Annotated in this window: 15 protein-coding genes and 2 pseudogenes; 9 read left to right on the top strand and 8 right to left on the bottom strand. The window is 60.2% G+C overall.

The features are described 5' to 3' along the window. Window positions 1-77 precede the first annotated feature (77 nt). Together V1283_RS29235 and V1283_RS29230 are read right to left on the bottom strand one after the other, a co-directional pair. Window positions 78-572 carry a cupin domain-containing protein gene (locus tag V1283_RS29235; RefSeq protein ID WP_334390069.1) on the bottom strand — a complete coding sequence of 165 codons (495 nt, stop codon included), beginning with the start codon at window positions 570-572 and terminating at the stop codon, window positions 78-80. A gap of 109 nt (window positions 573-681) precedes the next feature. Further along, window positions 682-1,077, bottom strand: a complete 396-nt coding sequence (locus tag V1283_RS29230; RefSeq protein ID WP_334390068.1) for a putative quinol monooxygenase — start codon at window positions 1,075-1,077, stop codon at window positions 682-684. 146 nt (window positions 1,078-1,223) lie between these two features. Here V1283_RS29230 and V1283_RS29225 point away from each other — a divergent pair, with 146 nt between their 5' ends. The 5 genes from V1283_RS29225 to V1283_RS29205 all read left to right on the top strand — a co-directional run bounded on the left by V1283_RS29225 (window position 1,224) and on the right by V1283_RS29205 (window position 7,038). After that, complete coding sequence (locus tag V1283_RS29225) at window positions 1,224-1,733, top strand: MarR family winged helix-turn-helix transcriptional regulator (protein WP_334390067.1); 510 nt, start codon at window positions 1,224-1,226, stop codon at window positions 1,731-1,733. A 159-nt stretch (window positions 1,734-1,892) separates the two neighbouring features. Beyond that, complete coding sequence (locus tag V1283_RS29220; protein WP_334390066.1) at window positions 1,893-2,384, top strand: (2Fe-2S)-binding protein; 492 nt, start codon at window positions 1,893-1,895, stop codon at window positions 2,382-2,384. Further along, window positions 2,381-4,672 (top strand): xanthine dehydrogenase family protein molybdopterin-binding subunit, encoded by a 2,292-nt coding sequence (locus tag V1283_RS29215; RefSeq protein ID WP_334390065.1) that lies wholly within the window; start codon window positions 2,381-2,383, stop codon window positions 4,670-4,672. Before V1283_RS29220 ends, V1283_RS29215 begins: the two co-directional genes overlap by 4 nt. 137 nt (window positions 4,673-4,809) lie before the next feature. Beyond that, window positions 4,810-5,385 (top strand): MarR family winged helix-turn-helix transcriptional regulator, encoded by a 576-nt coding sequence (locus V1283_RS29210; RefSeq protein ID WP_334390064.1) that lies wholly within the window; start codon window positions 4,810-4,812, stop codon window positions 5,383-5,385. Window positions 5,386-6,090: 705 nt separating this feature from the next. Then, the gene (locus tag V1283_RS29205; RefSeq protein WP_334390063.1) at window positions 6,091-7,038 is read left to right on the top strand and encodes an MBL fold metallo-hydrolase; all 948 of its coding nucleotides are present in this window, start codon (window positions 6,091-6,093) and stop codon (window positions 7,036-7,038) included. A 361-nt stretch (window positions 7,039-7,399) separates the two neighbouring features. Here V1283_RS29205 and V1283_RS29200 read toward each other — a convergent pair whose 3' ends face one another. The 4 genes from V1283_RS29200 to V1283_RS29185 form a co-directional block, all read right to left on the bottom strand. Further along, window positions 7,400-8,527: a hypothetical protein gene (locus V1283_RS29200; protein ID WP_334390062.1), complete on the bottom strand. Its 1,128-nt coding sequence runs from the start codon at window positions 8,525-8,527 to the stop codon at window positions 7,400-7,402. Window positions 8,528-8,580: 53 nt separating this feature from the next. Next, the gene (locus tag V1283_RS29195) at window positions 8,581-9,690 is read right to left on the bottom strand and encodes an NAD(P)-dependent alcohol dehydrogenase (RefSeq protein WP_334390061.1); all 1,110 of its coding nucleotides are present in this window, start codon (window positions 9,688-9,690) and stop codon (window positions 8,581-8,583) included. A 12-nt stretch (window positions 9,691-9,702) separates the two neighbouring features. Then, window positions 9,703-10,785, bottom strand: coding sequence for a phosphotransferase (locus V1283_RS29190; protein ID WP_334390060.1), 1,083 nt, complete (start codon window positions 10,783-10,785; stop codon window positions 9,703-9,705). A gap of 165 nt (window positions 10,786-10,950) precedes the next feature. Beyond that, window positions 10,951-12,219 carry a cytochrome P450 gene (locus V1283_RS29185; protein ID WP_334390059.1) on the bottom strand — a complete coding sequence of 423 codons (1,269 nt, stop codon included), beginning with the start codon at window positions 12,217-12,219 and terminating at the stop codon, window positions 10,951-10,953. Between the two features lie 103 nt (window positions 12,220-12,322). On the opposite strand from V1283_RS29185, the gene V1283_RS29180 reads away from it, so the two are divergent. From V1283_RS29180 to V1283_RS29170, 3 genes are read left to right on the top strand one after another with little or no spacing between them, the layout of a single operon-like run. Further along, window positions 12,323-12,961, top strand: coding sequence for a TetR/AcrR family transcriptional regulator (locus V1283_RS29180; protein ID WP_334390058.1), 639 nt, complete (start codon window positions 12,323-12,325; stop codon window positions 12,959-12,961). Window positions 12,962-12,986: 25 nt separating this feature from the next. Next, window positions 12,987-14,084: a hypothetical protein gene (locus tag V1283_RS29175; protein WP_334390057.1), complete on the top strand. Its 1,098-nt coding sequence runs from the start codon at window positions 12,987-12,989 to the stop codon at window positions 14,082-14,084. A gap of 57 nt (window positions 14,085-14,141) precedes the next feature. After that, entirely contained in the window at window positions 14,142-16,235 is a 2,094-nt protein-coding gene (locus tag V1283_RS29170) for an alpha/beta hydrolase domain-containing protein (RefSeq protein ID WP_334390056.1), read from the top strand. Between the two features lie 63 nt (window positions 16,236-16,298). Here the strand turns inward: V1283_RS29170 and V1283_RS29165 are convergent, their stop codons facing one another. Both V1283_RS29165 and V1283_RS29160 read right to left on the bottom strand, forming a co-directional pair. After that, complete coding sequence (locus V1283_RS29165; protein ID WP_334390055.1) at window positions 16,299-16,790, bottom strand: hypothetical protein; 492 nt, start codon at window positions 16,788-16,790, stop codon at window positions 16,299-16,301. A gap of 13 nt (window positions 16,791-16,803) precedes the next feature. Further along, a pseudogene (locus V1283_RS29160) lies at window positions 16,804-17,097 on the bottom strand (IS110 family transposase); the annotation flags it as partial. A gap of 1,126 nt (window positions 17,098-18,223) precedes the next feature. Between V1283_RS29160 and V1283_RS29155 the strand changes: the two are divergent. Beyond that, window positions 18,224-18,497, top strand: a pseudogene (locus V1283_RS29155) (DNA -binding domain-containing protein). Window positions 18,498-18,506 lie beyond the last annotated feature (9 nt).

Raw genomic sequence — 18,506 nt, 5'->3', positions numbered from 1 at the left:
GCCGCGTCGCCGTTGACCCAGCCATGCAATGGGGTTGCCACCATTGGATCTTTGCTCGCGCCGATGGGCTGGCGTTACTATTTCTTCGGCGCCTGCATGTCGAAGCCGAGGAATTCGAACGGCGTATCGCCATTGACCCAGCCGTGCCACGTATGCGGCTGGAACAGAATGACGTCATCGGGCTTGTAGGTGATATCGCCGTACTTTTTGCCATCCTTGTCGTTCAGGGTCATCTTGCCAGTGCCGCTGATGACGTAAAGAACGTATGTCTGTTCCGCTGGTCCCTCGTGAAGCGCGATCAAGCCGTTGGCGTCGACGTGCCCGCGCATCACATTGATGCCTTTGCCGATATCAATGCTGTTTGGTGGCACTTGATAGAGTGCCCCATAGTTGAAACCCTTGTTCGGTATGCCGCCAATGTCCGGTATCGGCGCGAGCTTTCCAGGCTCCTTCTTGACCGCAATCGCTTTGCCGCTGGGATCGACTTCAATGCTCGTCAGATCGCCGGCAAGCGCCGGAGCAGCAATTGCGAGTGCCACCACCGCACCTAACCCATAGATTAGACCACGCATTCTTCCCTCCCCGTTGCTATACTTGCTTCGAGATATCGATCGAGTGTCGTTCCGGGCCGCTGCGGAAGCAGCGCCCCCGCCGTTGGGTAATATTCAGCAGACCTTCTGCTTAGCCGCCCGTTCGCGCGTCGAGGAAAAGCTGAGTGAACGGCTTTGCCAGAACGGGCTCGAGCTTTGGCACGATTGCCTTGATCTCCGGGGTAACCATGTGGCCTTCGAGGGCAGCCTTGTCGGTCCAGCGCTCGAAGGTCAGGAAACGCCCTGGCTCGCCGATCACTTCCATCAGCGTGTAGACCAGGCAACCTGGTTCCTTGGCCGACTTCTCGGCGAAGGGCACGAGCAGCGCGCGGAGATCGTCCGCCTTGTCCTTCTTGGACACGATTTCGGCGATCACGAAGTAACCGGTCTGCCCCGCCGCCATCGCGGATGAAGCGGCAAGAACGGCAGCCGCCACGCCACCCACAGCGGCGGCGCCAACGAATGCACGGCGATCCATATCAGGCATGATGATTTCTCTCCCTTGAGTTTGTTTTCTTGTGATGACCAGCTGCCGGCCTAAAGGCGGAGGCAGGTCACGCCTTCTTCTTAACAGTCGTTGACAGTTACAGAAGACACTATTAGTTTGCACACGATATAATAAGAGTCAATGATATGGGACGCTATGTAAGAAGAAAAAGCTCGATTGCTCCGGTAGAAATGCCAGGGCTCGACAGCCATCTTTGCTTCGCGCTCTACGCCGCCAGCAATCACATGACACGTCTGTTCGTGCCCTTCCTTCAAAAGCTCGGCGTGACCTATCCCCAATATCTGGTTCTCGTCGTGCTTTGGGAGCGTGGCGCGCAAGGCGTGGGAGACCTCGCCTCACTGCTGCGTATGGAGTTCGGCACTCTTTCCCCGATGCTCAAGCGTATTGAGAGCAAGGGGCTGATCACGCGGCAACGGCCGCCCAGCGACGAACGTCGCGTGCTTGTCGCTCTAACATCGAAGGGGGCTTCGCTTCGGAAGCGAACCGAGCAGATGTTGGGTGAGTTTTACTGCTTTCTGAACATGCCCTTGGACGAACTCACTGACCTGAAGGATCGGCTTCATCATTTCGTGAAATCGGCAGGACCGAAGGAGTCTCCGGCACTTCCCCGCAAAATTTTGAAGGTGGTTTCCTGAGCTTGTCGCTTGGTCGATCGAGGCCGGTAGCTGCGAGACTGCCGGAGGGCACGAAAGTCGTGTGTTCGTAGAGACAAATATTTCCACAAGAAGATGGAGTGACATGGCCGGATAGGCGGATGGCCATGTTAACCGATAGACACCGCCTTCGGAGGAAACATGACCACCTTGAACGTCAACGGGCGGAATATGTCCGTCGAGGCGGCCAATGATACGCCGCTGCTCTGGGTCATCCGCGAAAACTTGCAGATGACCGGCACGAAATTCGGATGCGGCGCCGGCCTGTGTGGCGCTTGCACGGTTCACGTCAACGGCGAGGCCGTCAGGTCCTGCCAGACCTCGGTCAGCGACGCCGTCGGCAAGAAGATCACCACCATCGAAGGCCTCAGCGCCAAGGGCGATCATCCGCTGCAGAAGGCCTGGATCGCCGAGCAGGTTCCGCAATGCGGCTACTGCCAGTCCGGCCAGATCATGCAGGCGGCTTCGCTGCTGTCGAAGAATTCCAATCCGACCAAGGATGAAGTCGTTGCGCATATGGACGGCAATCTGTGCCGCTGCATGACCTATTCCCGAATCCAGAAGGCCATCATGCGCGCCGCCGCCGACATGCGCACCGCGTCCAACGCCGGCACCGAGCGGAGGCCCACATGAATACGCACGTGAAAACAATCTCCGGCGAGCCCGCCGACCTCAGCCGCCGCTCGTTCCTGGTCGGCACCGCCGCCGCGGGCCTCGCGCTCGGCTACTCCGCCGTTCCCGGTCTTGTGGGCTCCGACCAGGCCTTCGCAGCACCGGCGAATTTCGATGCCAGCGTCTGGTATTCGATCGCACCCGACGGCATCGTCACGGTAACGTGCGGCAAGGCCGACATGGGCCAGCACATTGCCTCGACCATGGCGCAGATCGTGTCCGAAGAACTCGGCTCGAGCTGGAAAGACATGCGGGTGCAGCTCGCTTCCAACGATCCGAAGTTCAACGACCCCGTGCTCGGCGCGCAGATTACCGGCGGCAGCTGGAGCACGATGATGAACTTCGACGCGATGAGCCGCGCGGGCGCCGCGGGGCGTATCGCGCTGACGGAAGCCGCAGCCGCATCGATGGGCGTGCCGGCCAGCGAACTCGTGGTGCGCAATTCCACGGTCTCGCATCCGAAGTCGAAGAAGTCGATGAGCTTTGCCGACATCGTCAAGAGCGGCAAGATCACCAAGACCTTCACGCCGGATGAACTCAAGGCGCTCAAACTGAAAACGCCCGATCAGTACACCATGGTCGGCGTCTCGGTGCCGCAGCTCGATATCCCGCCGAAGACCAACGGGTCAGCCAAATACGGCATCGACGTCAATCTGCCGGGCATGGTCTACGGCAAGGTGGTCACGCCGCCGGTGCGCTTTGGTGCTACGGCGAAGGCGGTCGACGAGTCAGCGGCAAAGAAGGTGCCGGGCTTCATCAAGGCCGTCACGCTCGACGACAAGACCGGAAGCACCACCGGCTGGGTGGTGGCGGTGGCCAATACCTATGCCAACGCCCGCAAGGCGGCCGATGCGCTGAAGATCAGCTATGACGGCGGTCCGAACGCAAAATTGTCGAGCGAGTCGCTGCTGGCGGAAGCCAAACGGCTGCAAGGCCTGGAAGATTCCGGGCAGTTCTTCGTCAAGGACGGCGATACCGCAGCCGCCTTCGGGACGGCGGCGAAAGTGCTGGAGGCGGAATACACCACCAGCATCAACATCCACGCGCCGCTCGAGCCGATGAACGCCACCGCCGAGCTGAAGGGCGATATTTGGCACATCTATTCCGGCAACCAGTTTGCGACACGCTCCGGCGCGATCGCGGCGGGAGCTGCCGGGGTCGATCCCAAATTCGTCGTGATGCATCAGATGTGGCTGGGCGGCGGCTTCGGTCGGCGTCTCGACGCCGACATGATGGTACCGGCGGTGCAGGCGGCCAAAGCCGTCGGCAAGCCGGTCAAGGTGATCTACTCCCGCGAAAACGACATGACCATGGACTATTCGCGGCCGCTGACGTTCCAGAAGGTCAAGGCGGGCCTCGATGCCGATGGCAAACTGATCGCGCTCAATCACGACGTGGTCAGTGCGTGGCCGACGCAGCGCTGGGGCATCCCCGATTTCCTGTCGCCTTCGGTCGACAAGAAAGGACCGCTGGATGCCTTCACCGTGAACGGGGCGGATTTCTTCTATTCCGTGCCCAATCACAACGTCCGTGCGATCAAGAACGAGATGGCGCACAACGCCACCCCGTCGGGTCAGTTGCGGTCGGTCGCGCCCGGTTGGACCTTCTGGGCGATCGAAAGCATGATCGACGAACTCGCCAACGCCGCCGGCAAGGATCCCGCGCAATACCGGATCGCGCTGCTGGACGGCAAAGGCAAGAACGATGGTGGTGCGCAGCGTCTGCGCAACACCCTGCTCGCGGCGATGGGTCTTGCCGGTTACGGCACCAAGCAACTGCCGAAAGGTGAGGGCATGGGCGTGGCCTGCGTATCGTCGCAGGAACGGGCGACCGCAAGCTGGACCGCGTGCGTGGCCCATGTTGCGGTGTCATCAAGCGGTGAGGTCAAGGTCAAGAAGCTGACCGTGGCCACCGACGTCGGCATGCAGGTGCATCCCGACAACATCCGCGCCCAGGTCGAGGGTGCGGCGCTGTGGGGCATGTCGCTTGCGTTGTTCGAAAAGGCGACGCTGAAGGATGGCGGTATCGAGCAGACCAACTTCGATACCTACACACCGTTGCGGATGAGCCAGATGCCGGAAGTCGCCGTCCACGTCATTGCCAATGGCGAGAAGCCGACCGGCGTCGGCGAGCCGGCGGTGACGGTGATCGCGCCCGCACTCGGCAACGCCATCTTCAACGCCTGCGGCGCCCGCGTCCGCGCGTTGCCGATCACGGCGGAAGCGGTCAAGGCGAACATGAAGGCGTAAGCCAACCGCGCGTCAGGCGACAACAATGATCCGCCGGAGGAAGCTCCGGCGGATTTTTTGTGCGCGACTTGCGTGGCCGGGACTGCTAACTGTACGATTCGGCTCAACTAATGCTTTATACACGAAACGGCGGTCTAATGGGCCCGTATCCATATGCTCTCAAGCGGTTGTTGGCAGCTATCCCGGAAGTCGGTGGTATGCAACGCGAACTTAGAAGAAAAAGCCTGAACGCTAAAAGCACCATTGCGCCGGTGGAAATGCCGGGGCTCGACGGCCACCTTTGCTTCGCGCTGTACGCCGCCAGCAATCACATGACACGACTGTTCGTCCCGTACCTCCAAAAGCTCGGCGTGACCTATCCCCAATATCTGGTTCTGGTCGTGCTTTGGGAGCGTGGCCCGCAAGGCGTCGGAGATCTGGCCACCGTTCTACGAATGGATCTTGGCACGCTTTCGCCTATGCTTAAACGGCTCGAGGCCAAGGGACTCGTTACTCGACGACGGCAGGCCACCGACGAGCGTCGCGTACTTGTCGATCTAACACCGAAGGGGGTTTCCCTTCGGAAGCGAACTGAGCAGATGTTGGGTGAGTTTTACTGCTTTCTAAACGTGCCTTTGACAGAACTTTTCGACCTGAAGGATCGCCTTCGTCATTTCGTCCGCTCAGCGGGACCTAAGGAGATAAGGACGAATCCTGTCAAAGGGTCAGAGTGAGCTTTCTGAGCTATCGTTTCAACGCCACCTTCCGACGAGTAATCGCGACCTCAATCCCAATCTCCGCTGTCACCTTCGTTCGCCTTCGATCCGGGTATCATCAAGCCAGCCTCGCGACGGGGCGCAGGAGATCGGGGCAAACCTCGGAAGCAGGGACGGCAGCACTAACCCGTCTGCTCTTTGCATTCGATGATCGGGCCGGATTGCTGCGATTGGCGTGCTGCAATTAAGGATGCAGACTGCCCAGCCACCTGAGCAGAGATCGCGACACTTCCGTCGACTGCTCCTGTTGAGTCCAGTGGCCGCAGCCCTTGAGTATGTCATCCCGCGAAGTTGGGGAACTAGCCCACGCATTGCGCATAGGGATTTCGAGCTTGCCCGCGTATTATTCTGGAATGCTCGACGGCACTTGTTACCGTGACAACTCGCCAACACTTTAAGCCCAGTCGACTTCATCATTCCGTTGATTTAAGCGGGAGTAGGTAGCATGGCCACGGCGACGCAGGCTGATCTATTTTTCGTTGGCCAATTCGGTTGTTGGCACCTTTGAGACATGTTGACCGTTCTAGGAATTGTCCGCATATGGAGAAGATCGGAACCGATCGGCCCTCCTATTTCAACCATGAGGCTTTGGCTATGTACAATTGCGCCGAAAAAACATCAAATCTCGTGACCCGTCGTGGAGTGTTGTATGGCGGCGCTGCGATGATAACGGCAGGTACAGCCCTGTCGCATGAAACGACGGTTCACGCGGCCGCGCCCATCGCGGCGAAGCAGGCTCCCGGCTTCTATCGCTACAAGGTCGGCGACTTCGAGGTCACTGTCATCACTGATGGTGCGCTGGCATTCCCGGTCGAGAACTTCGTTTCAAACGCGACAACGGAGCAGGTCAAGGCGGCGCTTGCGGCTGCCCATCGCGCGACCGATGCCCTGTCCGTTCCATTCTCGCCCATCGTCGTGAACACGGGGTCGAAGCTGATCCTGATCGACACCGGTCTCGGCGATGCGGCGTTTGAGCGAAGCAAAGGCACAGTCGGGCAATTCGCGACGAACCTGAAGGCCGCGGGTCTTGAACGCTCGAATATCGATGCCGTCGTGATCTCTCACTTCCATATCGATCATGTCGATGGCCTGGTTGCGGCGGATGGCAAGCCGGCATTCCCGCATGCGGAGATCTTCGTGCCGGCCGCTGAATGGAAATTCTGGATGGACGAGGGCGAGATGAGCCGGGCGCCGAAGGGCCGGATCGAGGGCTTGTTCAAGAACAGCCGCCGGGTTTTTGGCGCGCTTGGCGGCAAGGTCACGCCTTACGAGGAAGGCAAGGAGGTCTTGGCCGGGCTAACCGCCATTGCTACGCCCGGGCACTCCGTTGGGCATACGTCGTTCGTTCTGTCCTCCGGCGCCAGCAGCGTATTTATTCAGGGGGACGTGGCGCATATTCCGGTGCTGTTCGTCGCTAATCCTGGTTGGCATGCATCGATTGATCAAGACCCGGTCATGGCCGAAGCCACGCGCCGAAAGGTCTACGACATGCTCGTGGCCGAAAAGATGCTGGTTCAGGGCTTCCATTACCCATTCCCCGCTCTCGCCCATGTAGAAAAGACCGCGAACGGTTATCGCGAAGTCCTGATGCCGTGGAATCCCAACATCTAGGTATCCCTGGAGAATGACTCCTGACTAAACGAATTTGGCACCGGCACGTAGCTCCATGAGGAGCCTTGCTCTCTCGCCAAATGGGCGCGCGCCTTGAGGCTTCTTCTCTGCAGAATGACGCTGGGTCGGCCGCTGTAGGCGGGCGCCAAACCATCCCAGGAATCCGGGCAAATGTCCGTTGTCGGGAACTAAGCTCCGTTTGAGTATTTCGCAGTTTGAAACCGAAGCGGACCTGGGTTGCGCACATTTCGATGAGTATGTGAGATTTTATCGGTGGGATCGCGAATGGTCCGGCGACAGCACGCCATGGGGGAAGTTTCTCGATGCGTATCGAAATATCGATACAAGAAGTTGCTGGTCTCTAATCTTTTGCTCCGTCGAAGAGGCCGGTGAACCGGGACGGCTCATAGGGACCGAGACAGATCTGCTCGAGCACACCGACGCCGGTGCGCTGTCCATCGCTGGCGCGGACAACCTGCTGGACGTGAAGATGCTCCGGCGCGAGTGGGTCAAGCTGTTGCGGATCGAATGACTCCCCACCGATCTCCAACTCGCCCTTCCACATCCCCTGTCCCCATTGGGGATGGCCGTAGCCAAGGCCCTTCATCTGGAACTTCAGGATTGGTTCGAGGGCGATCGTACGTGTCTTGCCGTCGTGATCAATCAAGTCGATCTCGGCGGACCGCGCCAGCCGCGTGCCGGGGACATAGTTCACCCGATGACGCGCTGTCGCCATGCGCTGGTCCTTCCCGTCCTCAACGCCGGGCACGTCGGCTTCGGCCGGATAGAGAGGCGCAACGATGCCTTCCCTGATCAAGGCCTCGCCGCGCGGACCATCGAAGAAGATGGCGTGGGAAATGTGGTCGTCCCACACCAGCGGCGCCCAGAGGAAGAACACGCTCGGCGGTGCAGCCGGCGCACCGCCGACCTCGCGCTCGCCGACGCTGCGCACGCCCCAGGAGCGGTCCTTGGTCCCGTGGCAGACCGCTTCATCGACCTTGATCTCCCCGTCCGGATGGTGCACCACGCCGCTCCAGCGGCCGAACTGGTCGAAGCGGGTGGCGTCCATCACGCGCCGCGCGCCCCTCCACAGGGTCTGGCGGGCTTCCCGGATCGCCGCCGTGCGGGCAGAGAAGGTCAGGTCGCAGGAGATGCCGCTGGCGTTGTCCTCCAGCACCACCCGGGCTCGGCGCATCGGCTCGATTACCTGTAGACGGAAGGGACCGACCTGCATGTCGGTGCGCTCGAGCGGGGCGCGGCGCGAGCCGTAGAAGCAGTGCTGTCGCCCGCCCGGCTGCACGACGCTGAAGGCGCAGTCGAGGATCCCGCGATGCGGATAGATCGCCATTCCGACTCCGAAATAGTAGGAGCCGTCGCTGGAGTAGCCATTAAACCATGTCCGATCGTAGACATTGCGGTCGCTGGTCACGGGAACAGCAATCGGCTCTGGTGTCTGGTGGATCGGGAAGTCGTCGAGCTTGTTGAGCATAGGGCTTCCGTTACTGGTCCGACGGCAGAACCGGCGATCGTGATTAAGTTTGCTCAGGCGGATGGCAAGGTCAGTACCACTTTGACGCAGTCGCCTTGGTGCTGCGCCAAGATGGCGTGGTTGATCTGGTCAAAGGGAAAGGCGTGGATCAGCATCTCTAATGGCAGCCGGCCGGCGCGCCAGTGATCGATCAGTATCGGCAGGAAGAACTCCGGGTCGCTATCGCCCTCGATGATCCCCCGCACGGTCTGACCCAATTGGAGCACGACCCCAAGTTGGCCCGGCATGGGTGTGCCTACCGGCGGAATCCCGACGATGCCGAGCACACCCTTGGGCGCCAGCGCGCCCATCGCGGCGGTGAGGATCTCAGGCTGGCCGGTAGTGTCGAAGGCATAGTCCACCCCGTTTGGCAGGATGGCTCGCACCGCCGCGGCGAGGTCCGGACATTCGTTCGGGGCGATCAGGTGCGTGGCACCCAATTGTTGTGCCAGGACACGCCGCGCCGCATGTGGCTCCACCACGATGATGGTCCGGCAGCCTTGGATCGCTGCTCCCATCACCGCCGACAGCCCAACAGTCCCGCCGCCGGTGATCAGGATTGAGGAGTTCCGGGGGCAGGCGAGGGCCAGCATCACCCCGCCCGCGCCGGTCTGGACGCCGCAGCCCAGGGGTGCGGCGATCTCGAAGGGGATGTCGTCCGGGAGCTTCAGGACATTGCGTTCGTAGGCCAGCGTATGGCTGGCGAAGGACGACTGGCCGAAGAAGTTATACGAGATGGCGATGTCGCCATGACGGATCGCCGTTGAGCCGTCAGGCCTCATGCCGATATAGTTGAGTATCGGCATGGTGTAGCAATAGGCTGGATCGCCGCTCCCGCAGCGGTCGCACGATCCGCATGATCGGAAGATGATGGCCACGCGGTCGCCTGGCGCGATCTTGGTCACCGCCGAACCGACCTTCTCTACGGTCCCGGCGCCCTCGTGGCCCAGCACAGCCGGCATGGAGAAGGGCATGACGCCATCCCGCGCCACGAGGTCGGTGTGGCAGACGCCAACCGCGGCGATGCGCACTAGAATCTCGTCAGCCCGCGGCTCGTCGAGCTCGACAGCCTCCAGGGTGAAGTTTGCGCCCGGCTCGCGGACGACTGCGGCTGTAATCTGCATGGGCGTTTCCCGTCAGGCCTGCCAGAGTTCAATGCTTTGGTGGTCGAGCGCCTGTTCGCAGGCGCCCCTGGTCATCTTCAGGAAGAGCGCATCGCCCCGTTCGGTCCGCTCGACGCTGAGGGCGGAGAACACGCCCATCAGAATGCCGTGGAAGGTCTGACGCCGATACTCATGCCAGCAATGATCCCAGTCATAGTTCCGCACGCCACGCCGGGTCAGCTCGGCGTGATAGAAATGCACCAGATCGGCTTCGTGCTGCCGCCGCTCGGACGGCTCGAGGCCCGCGGACAGGAAATAGGCCACGTCCATGGCACCCGGTCCGATTCTCAAGGTCTGCCAATCGAGCGTCGCCATCGGCCGCGCTCCGCCCTTGACGTCGAACAGCACATTGTCGAGCCGGAAGTCCGCATGCTGGACCGTGCGCGGTGACGATTGGTCCTCGCGGCTGCGCGCCAGCACTTCGGGAAGTTTTTTCACGAGCGCCAGGTACTCCGGTTCGAGGGCGTCCCGGTAGCGGTCCTTGAAGAGACCGATGATGGGAGGCAGCGTCTCATGGACCGCGGCCGAGGCCCGAGCCGGGCGGGCCACCAGCCAGTCCAGCGATTGCAGCGCCGGGTCGTCCCAGCGTGATGCGTGCAACGCCGCAGCCTCCGCCATCACGGTCATGGCGTCGTCGAGTGAACAGCCGGCGAGCTGATCGGCTTGCCGGAAAGGTGTCAGGTCTTCCAGGATCAAGATGAAGTCGTCGGATTCCGGATCGATCTCGGCGACGAAGGGGCGGGGCGTATGGATGGCGAGGGTATGCGCGAGCTCGCGATAGAACGACACCTCGCGCAGATAGAGCAGGTGCTCAGATCCCGAACGGCGGCTGTTCGGATCGGCCGCAGGAAACTTGCCGATTACGCTGGCCGGCGCGCCGGGCTCGACCCCTTCATAGGTCAGGCTGAAACGGTAGCTGTCCCCAACAAGTCCGTTACCTACCGGCTTGCAGGTCATGTCTACAACCCTGGCCTCGCGTATCGCGTCAGCCCGCCGCAACGCATCCGTCATCCACTCCGGGTCGATCTGGAGCGGGCCCGGGATCAGAAAATTCATCGTCGCACCCTCCCCATTCCTCCAAGCAACCGGCGTTTGGGCGGTCTTCTTCATTAGCCGGTGAAGGTCCGTCAATTCGCGCTGGGCATCGACCCAGGTACGGATGGGCGCCGTCGCGAAACGCCAGCCGAGCGATTTCGGCTCGGCATCGACGCGCCCGCGGGCCTAAGAGAATTCGAACCGGATCGGCAAGCTCTTCAGCCCGTTGACGAACAGGGCCTGGGACATCTTCGGCTCGCCTGCGAGTTCGACGGATTTCAGCCGCGGCAGAAGCTCCTCGTAGAGTATGCGCATTTCCATTTTGGCGAGGTGCTGGCCGAGGCAGAGGTGCGCGCCATAGCCGAACGCAAGCTGCTTGTTCGGCTTGCGGTCCGCGCGGAAGCGATTCGGCTCATCGAACACGGCCTCGTCGCGATTGCCCGACGCGTAGCAGAGCATCAGCCAATCGCCCTTGGCGATCGCCTGACCGCCAACCTTTGCGTCCGCCGTCGCCGAGCGCATGAAGGTCTTGACCGGCGTCGTCCAGCGAATGGCCTCGTCGATGAAGCCCGGCACGCGCGAGAGATCTTCCTTCACATAGGCGAACTGGTCCGGGTTCTCGCACAAGGCCCGCATCGCCCCGGCGGTGGTCGATGAGGTGGTATCGTGCCCGGCGGTGGCGACGATGACGTAGTAGCTCATCGCCTCGAATTCGGAGATGAGCCGTCCATCGACCTGGCTGGTTGCAATGACCGTCGCCAGATCGTCGCGGGGATTGGCGCGGCGATCCGCGCTGATCTTCGCGAAGTATTGATAGAAGTCGGCCAGCACCGCCTGGATCGAACCGATATCACCGGGGACGGCCGCTGCGCCGGGGGCGCGACCGAGCTCAGGATCCGTCGCGCCGAACAGTTCTTGAGTCAGCATCAACATGCGCGGCTCGTCCTCCTCCGGCACGCCCAGAATTTCCATGACGACGTGCAGCGGATAGTGGAGGGCGACCTCGCGGACGAAGTCGCATTCGCTGCCTTTCGCGGCCATGCGCTCGACCGAGGCGCGGGCGATGTTGCGGATTCGCTGGTCGAGGCCGACGATGTTGCGTGGCATGAACCAGGCCTGGGTCAGGGCGCGATATTTCGCATGATCCGGCGCGTCCATCTGAACCAGGCTGCGTACAAGGTGCGGGCTGCCGCCGGTCTGCTTGCGGATATGATCGTCGGCCGCCTTGTTGGTGATCGTCGTCGCCCGATCGCCGCTATGAAAGAGATCGTTCTGGCGGCTGATATCGAGGATATCCGCGTGCCGGGTGACGACCCAGAACGGATCGTAGCCTGCTGGTTGTGCTACCCCGAGCGGATTGTTGGCGCGAAGCCAAGCATAGCTCTCGTAAATTTTTCCGTCCGCGTAAGCCTTGGGATCGACGATGGTGTCCGCCACCTCCTGGGGAATGGTCATCTCAAATCTCTCCCTTGCGGTATTCTTGGACGTCGGCTGCGGCTCTGCGACGGCAAGCTAACATTAAGATAGTAGTTCTCCAACTACTAAGTTATAAGGGGGTATGTTTCAGATGATCGACCGATCAGCCATGCGCGTTCGCCGTACCCAGGCCGAACGTCGGGAAGATTCCGAACGCGGCCTCGTCAGGGCCGCAATCTCCGTTACCGCCGAACACGGTGTCAGCGCGGCTACGTTCGAAGCGATCGGCCAACGAGGAGGCTATAGCCGCAGCCTGGTCACACGCCGGTTTGGCTCAAAGCAAGGGCTGATCGACGCCGTAATCAGTTATCTCCATGACCGCCGAACTGTGTTGGCCGCGGAGCTCGGCATCGATCAGATGCCTGGGCTTGATGCGCTACTCGCCGATACGGACCTCTATCTGCGGAGCCTGTCCGAGAAGGGCGAGCTGAAAGCTTACTTTATGTTGTTGTCGGCCGCGGTAGCCGATGCGAGTTCATTGCGTACGGCGTTCGCCGCATCGCATGAGCAAGTAAGGACGCGACTTCGGGGCTATGTCCAAAAAGGACAAGCCGAGGGCTGCATCCGATCCGATCTGGACGCCGACGCCGCGGCGCTGATGGTGGGCAGCCTGCAGCTGGGCCTCTCCATGCAACTGCTCGTCGATCCAACGATGAACCTTGATCCGATCCGCAAAACCACTCTCGCCACGCTGCGTCTCAGTTTTGAGGCCAGACGATAAAGCCATGCCAGGAGAAGCCGGACCCATGCATCGCAGCAAGAATGGCCACGTTCGGCTGGCGGATCGTCCTGCCGATTACGAGAGACTTGGCATCGACCCCGTCCAAATAGCGCAGTTTGAGGACGGTCAACGCATCGGTACGGAAAAAGGCCTCTACGAATGGTGGTACTTCGACGCCCATCTCGACGATGGTGCGACTGTAGTCGTGGTTTTCTATACCAAACCCAATGTCAGCCCGAGCGGTCCACTTGCACCAAGGGTCACCATCAACATAACCCTGCCTGACGGCCGGATCTACGACAAGCTCCTCGACACCACCCCGGAGATGTTCACCGCATCGAAATCTACCTGCAACGTTAAAATCGGAACGAACCACTTCGTCGGAGATCTCAATCGCTACCACATCACGGCAACCATCGGGGAAATATCGGTCGACATCGAATTGACGGGAGACGTTCCCGCCTGGCGTCCCAAGTCCGGTCATTCATATTTTGGGGTCGAAGGGCGAGAAAAGCTGTTTGCGTGGCTTCCCGCCGTGCCCCATGGACTGGCAAATGTCCGCTACAGCATCGGCAAAGAGGAATATGGCGCCTCCGGCAGCGGATATCACGATCACAATTGGGGCGACGTCCCCATGCAGACGCTCATGCACAACTGGTACTGGGCGCGGGCCAGCGTCGGTCCCTACACGGTCATCGCATCCTACATCACAGCCACCGAAGCCTACGGCTATGAAACGCAGATCGTCTACATGCTGGCCAGGGACGGCAAGATCATCGCTGACGACGATGCCAAAGTATCCTTCGAGATGGATCGCGTCGTGATCGACGGCAAGACCGGCAAGCCGGTGGCTGATGTCACGCGCTACACCTATCGCGACGCTGATACGCGCTATGTCGTGTCATTCGAGCGCGAGGAGACCATTCTGCAAGCCATTTTCACCGAACGTATGCCGCTCCTGAAGCGGATCGTCGCCCGGCTGATCGGCTTTGACGGCGCCTATCACCGCTTCACCGGCAAGGTCACGATCGAGAGATTCGAGGGGGATGCGCGGGTGGAGCATTTCGACGATCGTGCGATCTGGGAACTAATGTATTTCGGCAAGGCGCGACCCGGCGTGTAGAGTTCTGAAATTTCGTGAAGGGGATCGAGGCTGAGTTCGAAGGGATAGGAACATCTAATGAGAATCCTTCGCGGGTGCATTTCCGTAGCGGCGTTGGCGGTAGCTTTGGTTGTGACCCACCTGGCGCAGGCGCGTGTCACCCGGATCGTCGTGGATCAAACGATCGCACTTCCTGGCGGACGAAATAAAAGTCTGTCTGGGCGCGCTTACGGTGAACTCGATCCCAAAAACCCCCTCAACGCTATCATCACCGATATTCAATACGCGCCCCTAAACGCGCGCGGTCAGGTCGAATATGTCTCGCATTTCACGCTGATCAAGCCTGTCAATATGAGCATGGCGAGCGGGGTGCTCTGGTATGACCTGGTCAATCGCGGCCGGCCGGTTGCCATGAACAACAGTCCCAGCTCGATTGGTCCGTCCGCCACCAAACCCCAGGATTTCGGTCACGTTGCGCTGATCAGCGGTTGGCAGGGCGATATCGAGCAGACGGCGGTCAATTGGACGGTTCAGGTTCCAGTGGCGCGCAATCCCGACGGGTCCTCGATCACAGGAGTCGTACTGGCCCGCATCGCGAATGCACCAAATGGCTCCAACACCCGTCCACTGGGGATGGTCGCGACGCTGATTCCCTACGATGCTGCGTCCCTTGATACGACCAAAACTCGCTTAATCGCCAAGAGCTCGGAGACACGCTCTGGCGAAACTGGCGTTTCAAAAGAAATCCCCGACAGCGATTGGGCCTTTGCTGACTGTACGAAGATTCCATTTCCCGGCAGCGCCAACCCCCGCTCGTTGTGCTTGAAGAACGGGTTTGATCCGGGTCTGCTGTACGAACTTGTCTACGAGGCGAAGGATCCAAAGATACTGGGCATAGGCCTCGCGGCGATGCGCGATGTCGCATCGTTCTTCCGTTTCGAAGCCGCTGACGATCAGGGCTCGCCAAATCCGATCGCGGGCACGATCCATCATGCCGTGGTGCAGGGCATTTCCCAGTCGGGTAACGCATTGAAGACTTTCATCCTGCTCGGCTTTAATCAGGACGAACAAAAGCGCCGCGTGTTCGACGGAGCTAACCCTCACATTGCTGGGCGACTGACCTCTATCAATGTCCGCTTTGGACTGCCGAGTGGGTCTGGAACCCTCTACGAGCCTGGAGGAGAAGGAGTTTTATGGTGGGCCTCCTACATCGATATCAAGCGTGGTCGAGGCGAGGCGAGCCTTCTGGACAGGTGCACCGCGACCGGGACTTGCCCAAAAATCTTCGAAACCTTCGGCGCCAGCGAGTATAATGCCAGACTGATGACGATCGCGGAGACGGGTACAGACGGGAAGGCTGATCTTCCCTTGCCGCCAATCGTGAGGCGTTACTATTTTCCGGGTACCACGCATGGCGGAGGGGCCGGCGGTTTCGGCCTGACATCTCGCCCGGCCGCCGGTTGCGTTCTTGCTCAGAATCCCAATCCCGAAGACGAAACGATGAACGCGCTGCAGGTTGCGTTGGTCGACTGGGTCGTGCAGGGGATAGAACCACCACCCAGTGTCTATCCGACGCTCGGCGGTGGCGATTTAGTGCCCAACACGATGGAAGCCATGCATTTCCCGTCAATCCCCGGAGTGCCTCCGCCAACTGGCCTGGCGGTCGGGCTGTTCGACTATGACTTCGGAAGCAAGTTGGACTACGCGAATTTCTCTGGGATCATCACGCGACAACCCCCTGCCATCAAACAGATCATCCCAGCTCTTATGCCGCGAGTTAATCAGGACGGGAACGAACGGGTAGGCGTGGCATCGGTGCTGCATCAGGTGCCGCTCGGCACTTATACCGGATGGAACGTTACGGCAGCAGGGTTTTTCAAGGGGCAACCCTGCGGTGGCGGTCTGACCGGGGGATACATCCCGTTCGCCAAGTCGAAAGCCGAGCGTGACGCCATCGGTGATCCACGGCCCTCGTTGGAGGAGCGATATGGCACCCAAGCGGGCTATATCTGCGCGGTGAAGAAAGTTGCCAAACAAGAAGTCGCGCGCAGGTTTCTGAGATCGGAAGACGCCGATCGTCTGGTCGCAGAGGTCTCGACGGTCGACAATTTCTCGGACATTCCACCAAATCCAGAGAGAGACAAGGTGGCCAGGGCTCTCTGTGAGTTCTAGCCGCAACATGTGAATCGTCGTGGGGTCCGGAAGCCGATCGGCGCCGCAACCTTATGACTCTACTCACACCAGAGGGGTCAAGGTCTGGCGCCGATCCACAGCGGACGCTACCGAGACGAGTTGAAAGCTGGAGAACGCGAGGCAGGAAAGCAGCTTCAGCGTGCTAAGATCCTGCTCGCGGGTCGATCGCTTGGCGTTGTCGAACGCCCGCGTTTTGGGCGAATCCACGCAAAGGGTCCCGGCCACGAGCATCTGCTTGTATATAAACCAGTCCTTCGTTTCGCGGGCATCGGCATTGGGCAAGGTTCCGTAGATCGGATACACCGCAAGCGAGCGATAGAAGGGCAGCGTCTTGTCGTTAGGATGGAGAAAGCGTTCATCCCGCAACTGGAGCACGAGGGGCTTAATATCCCTGTCGATGTAAAAGTCCTCGCTGATCTGCGTCGAGAACATGCGGTTGTGGACGTAATTGTCGGCGATCCTGGTCGGTTGGCCGAACTGGTCTTTCTCAAAGGCGAGCCGCGCATCGCCGTCGGCGCCGACATAGCGGGTCAATTGGGAATATTGAACACAACGCCTCGGCGTCGGCCGCGTCGTTCTTACCGCGCTTCACGTAAGCCTTCACATACTGAGGTGGGATCAGCTTCACCTCGTGACCGAACGACTGCAGCAGGCGCGCCCAATGATGCGAGCTGCCGCAGGACTCAATGGCGACTAGAACCGGCGGAAGCCGCTCGAAGTAGCGGATCATCTCGGCTCGCCGGAACTGGCGGCGGACAACCACCACCTCGTTCTCGTCAACACCGTGAAGCTGGAAAACCGACTTAGAAGTATCCATACCGATGCGAATAGGAAGATTCATCAGACTTTCCTCTCATCTAGCTGTGACGCCGAGAGCGCCATAGAACCGTGGGGATGAGAGGCCGTCCACACCAGCACATGAATTGCAGCGTTACTGCTGATCCTTCGGCGTGGCCCCGCCCGCCGCGTCGGGGACCGACGGACCGGACTCTTCGGATGGCGTACCTGTTCTTAGCTCCGGTGTCGCCGTGCATTCGCCCGCCCAGAGCTTCGTTCCCTTGACCGTTCCGACGAGCTTGCAACCAACGGGCGCTCTCGGCTTCGTCTGAACGAACGGCTTCGCGCTGACGATCGGCCGCTTTGCAGTTGTTGCGCCTTGAGCGAGCGCAATCGTGGGAATGAGCAACATAGCGAAGCAAAGCGCTGTCCTCATAACGGGGTTCCACTTCTTCAAAAAGGGCGAGCGTCCGCAAAAATCAGCTCACCAACTTGTTGGCGCGCGCCAGATCCTCCAGTGCGTCGGAAAAATCAAAATCGGCTCATCGGCCCAAGCATTGTACCATCCCCCCAATTTTCGACGGCAGGGAAAACCCAATGGGATAATGCCAGTCTTATCAAGTTCGCCAACTTCCAAATCGCAATCTTCCGGCGCGAGTTGGATCGGTCGCCACCGCAGAGCCCGACACGACATCCCTGAGAGCCTAAAGGGCGCGCGTAATTAATGCCGCCAACCGGCTATGGAAGCCGCCAATCTGTCTGAAAGCATCCTGCCGTTCGGATGATCCCTTAGGAAGCCGTTGCGCGGCTTCCCATAAGCTCGCTAACACCCTTGTCATGTCTTTCAATTCATCGGCCTCGGGCATTCCAAATGTGCGTCGGCTCAAGGTTAGGTCCTCGTTGTACGAACGGATAAATGTGGGTGTGGGGGCCGCGACGGGATAGCGCGGCGAGTAAAGGAAGAGAGTAAGTACAAATGGCAGTATCTATGCAGTTGCCGCGCGGGAAGTACTGGCGCAGCAAAAGGTGCTCTTCTCCACGCACGCGGCGTAACATCGATCTCCTCGTTTTACTCATGTTGAAAACGAGGAGATCGGCCAGCATTTGCGGCATACATTTACGGGAGTTCCCTAGGTCATTGGGGAGTAGCTGTTCTTTCTGACGCGTTTCGCTAAAAACCGAGCGCGCGTATGAAAGAGCCGCAACTCAATCCGCAAGTCACTGATGTTTGCGCCAAGCGGGCCAGTCCTCACTGCTTATGACGAGGAACACATGATCACGTACATGCGGGTACTTGATGCTGATCAACAAGGCGCTGACTGGCGTGAAGTCTCTCGGATCGTGCTGCGCATCGATCCAGACACTGAGGCCCACCGCGCGCGGCGAGCCTTCGAAAGCCACCTCTCGCGTGCCAGATGGATGACCGAGCAAGGTTATCGCCAACTGCTGCGCGGCGGCGCGTGATCACCGAAG

This window comes from Bradyrhizobium sp. AZCC 2262 (assembly GCF_036924535.1).
GTDB lineage: Bacteria > Pseudomonadota > Alphaproteobacteria > Rhizobiales > Xanthobacteraceae > Bradyrhizobium.
Note: the sequence above shows the minus strand (reverse complement) of the source record. Positions and strands in the feature narration are given on the sequence as shown.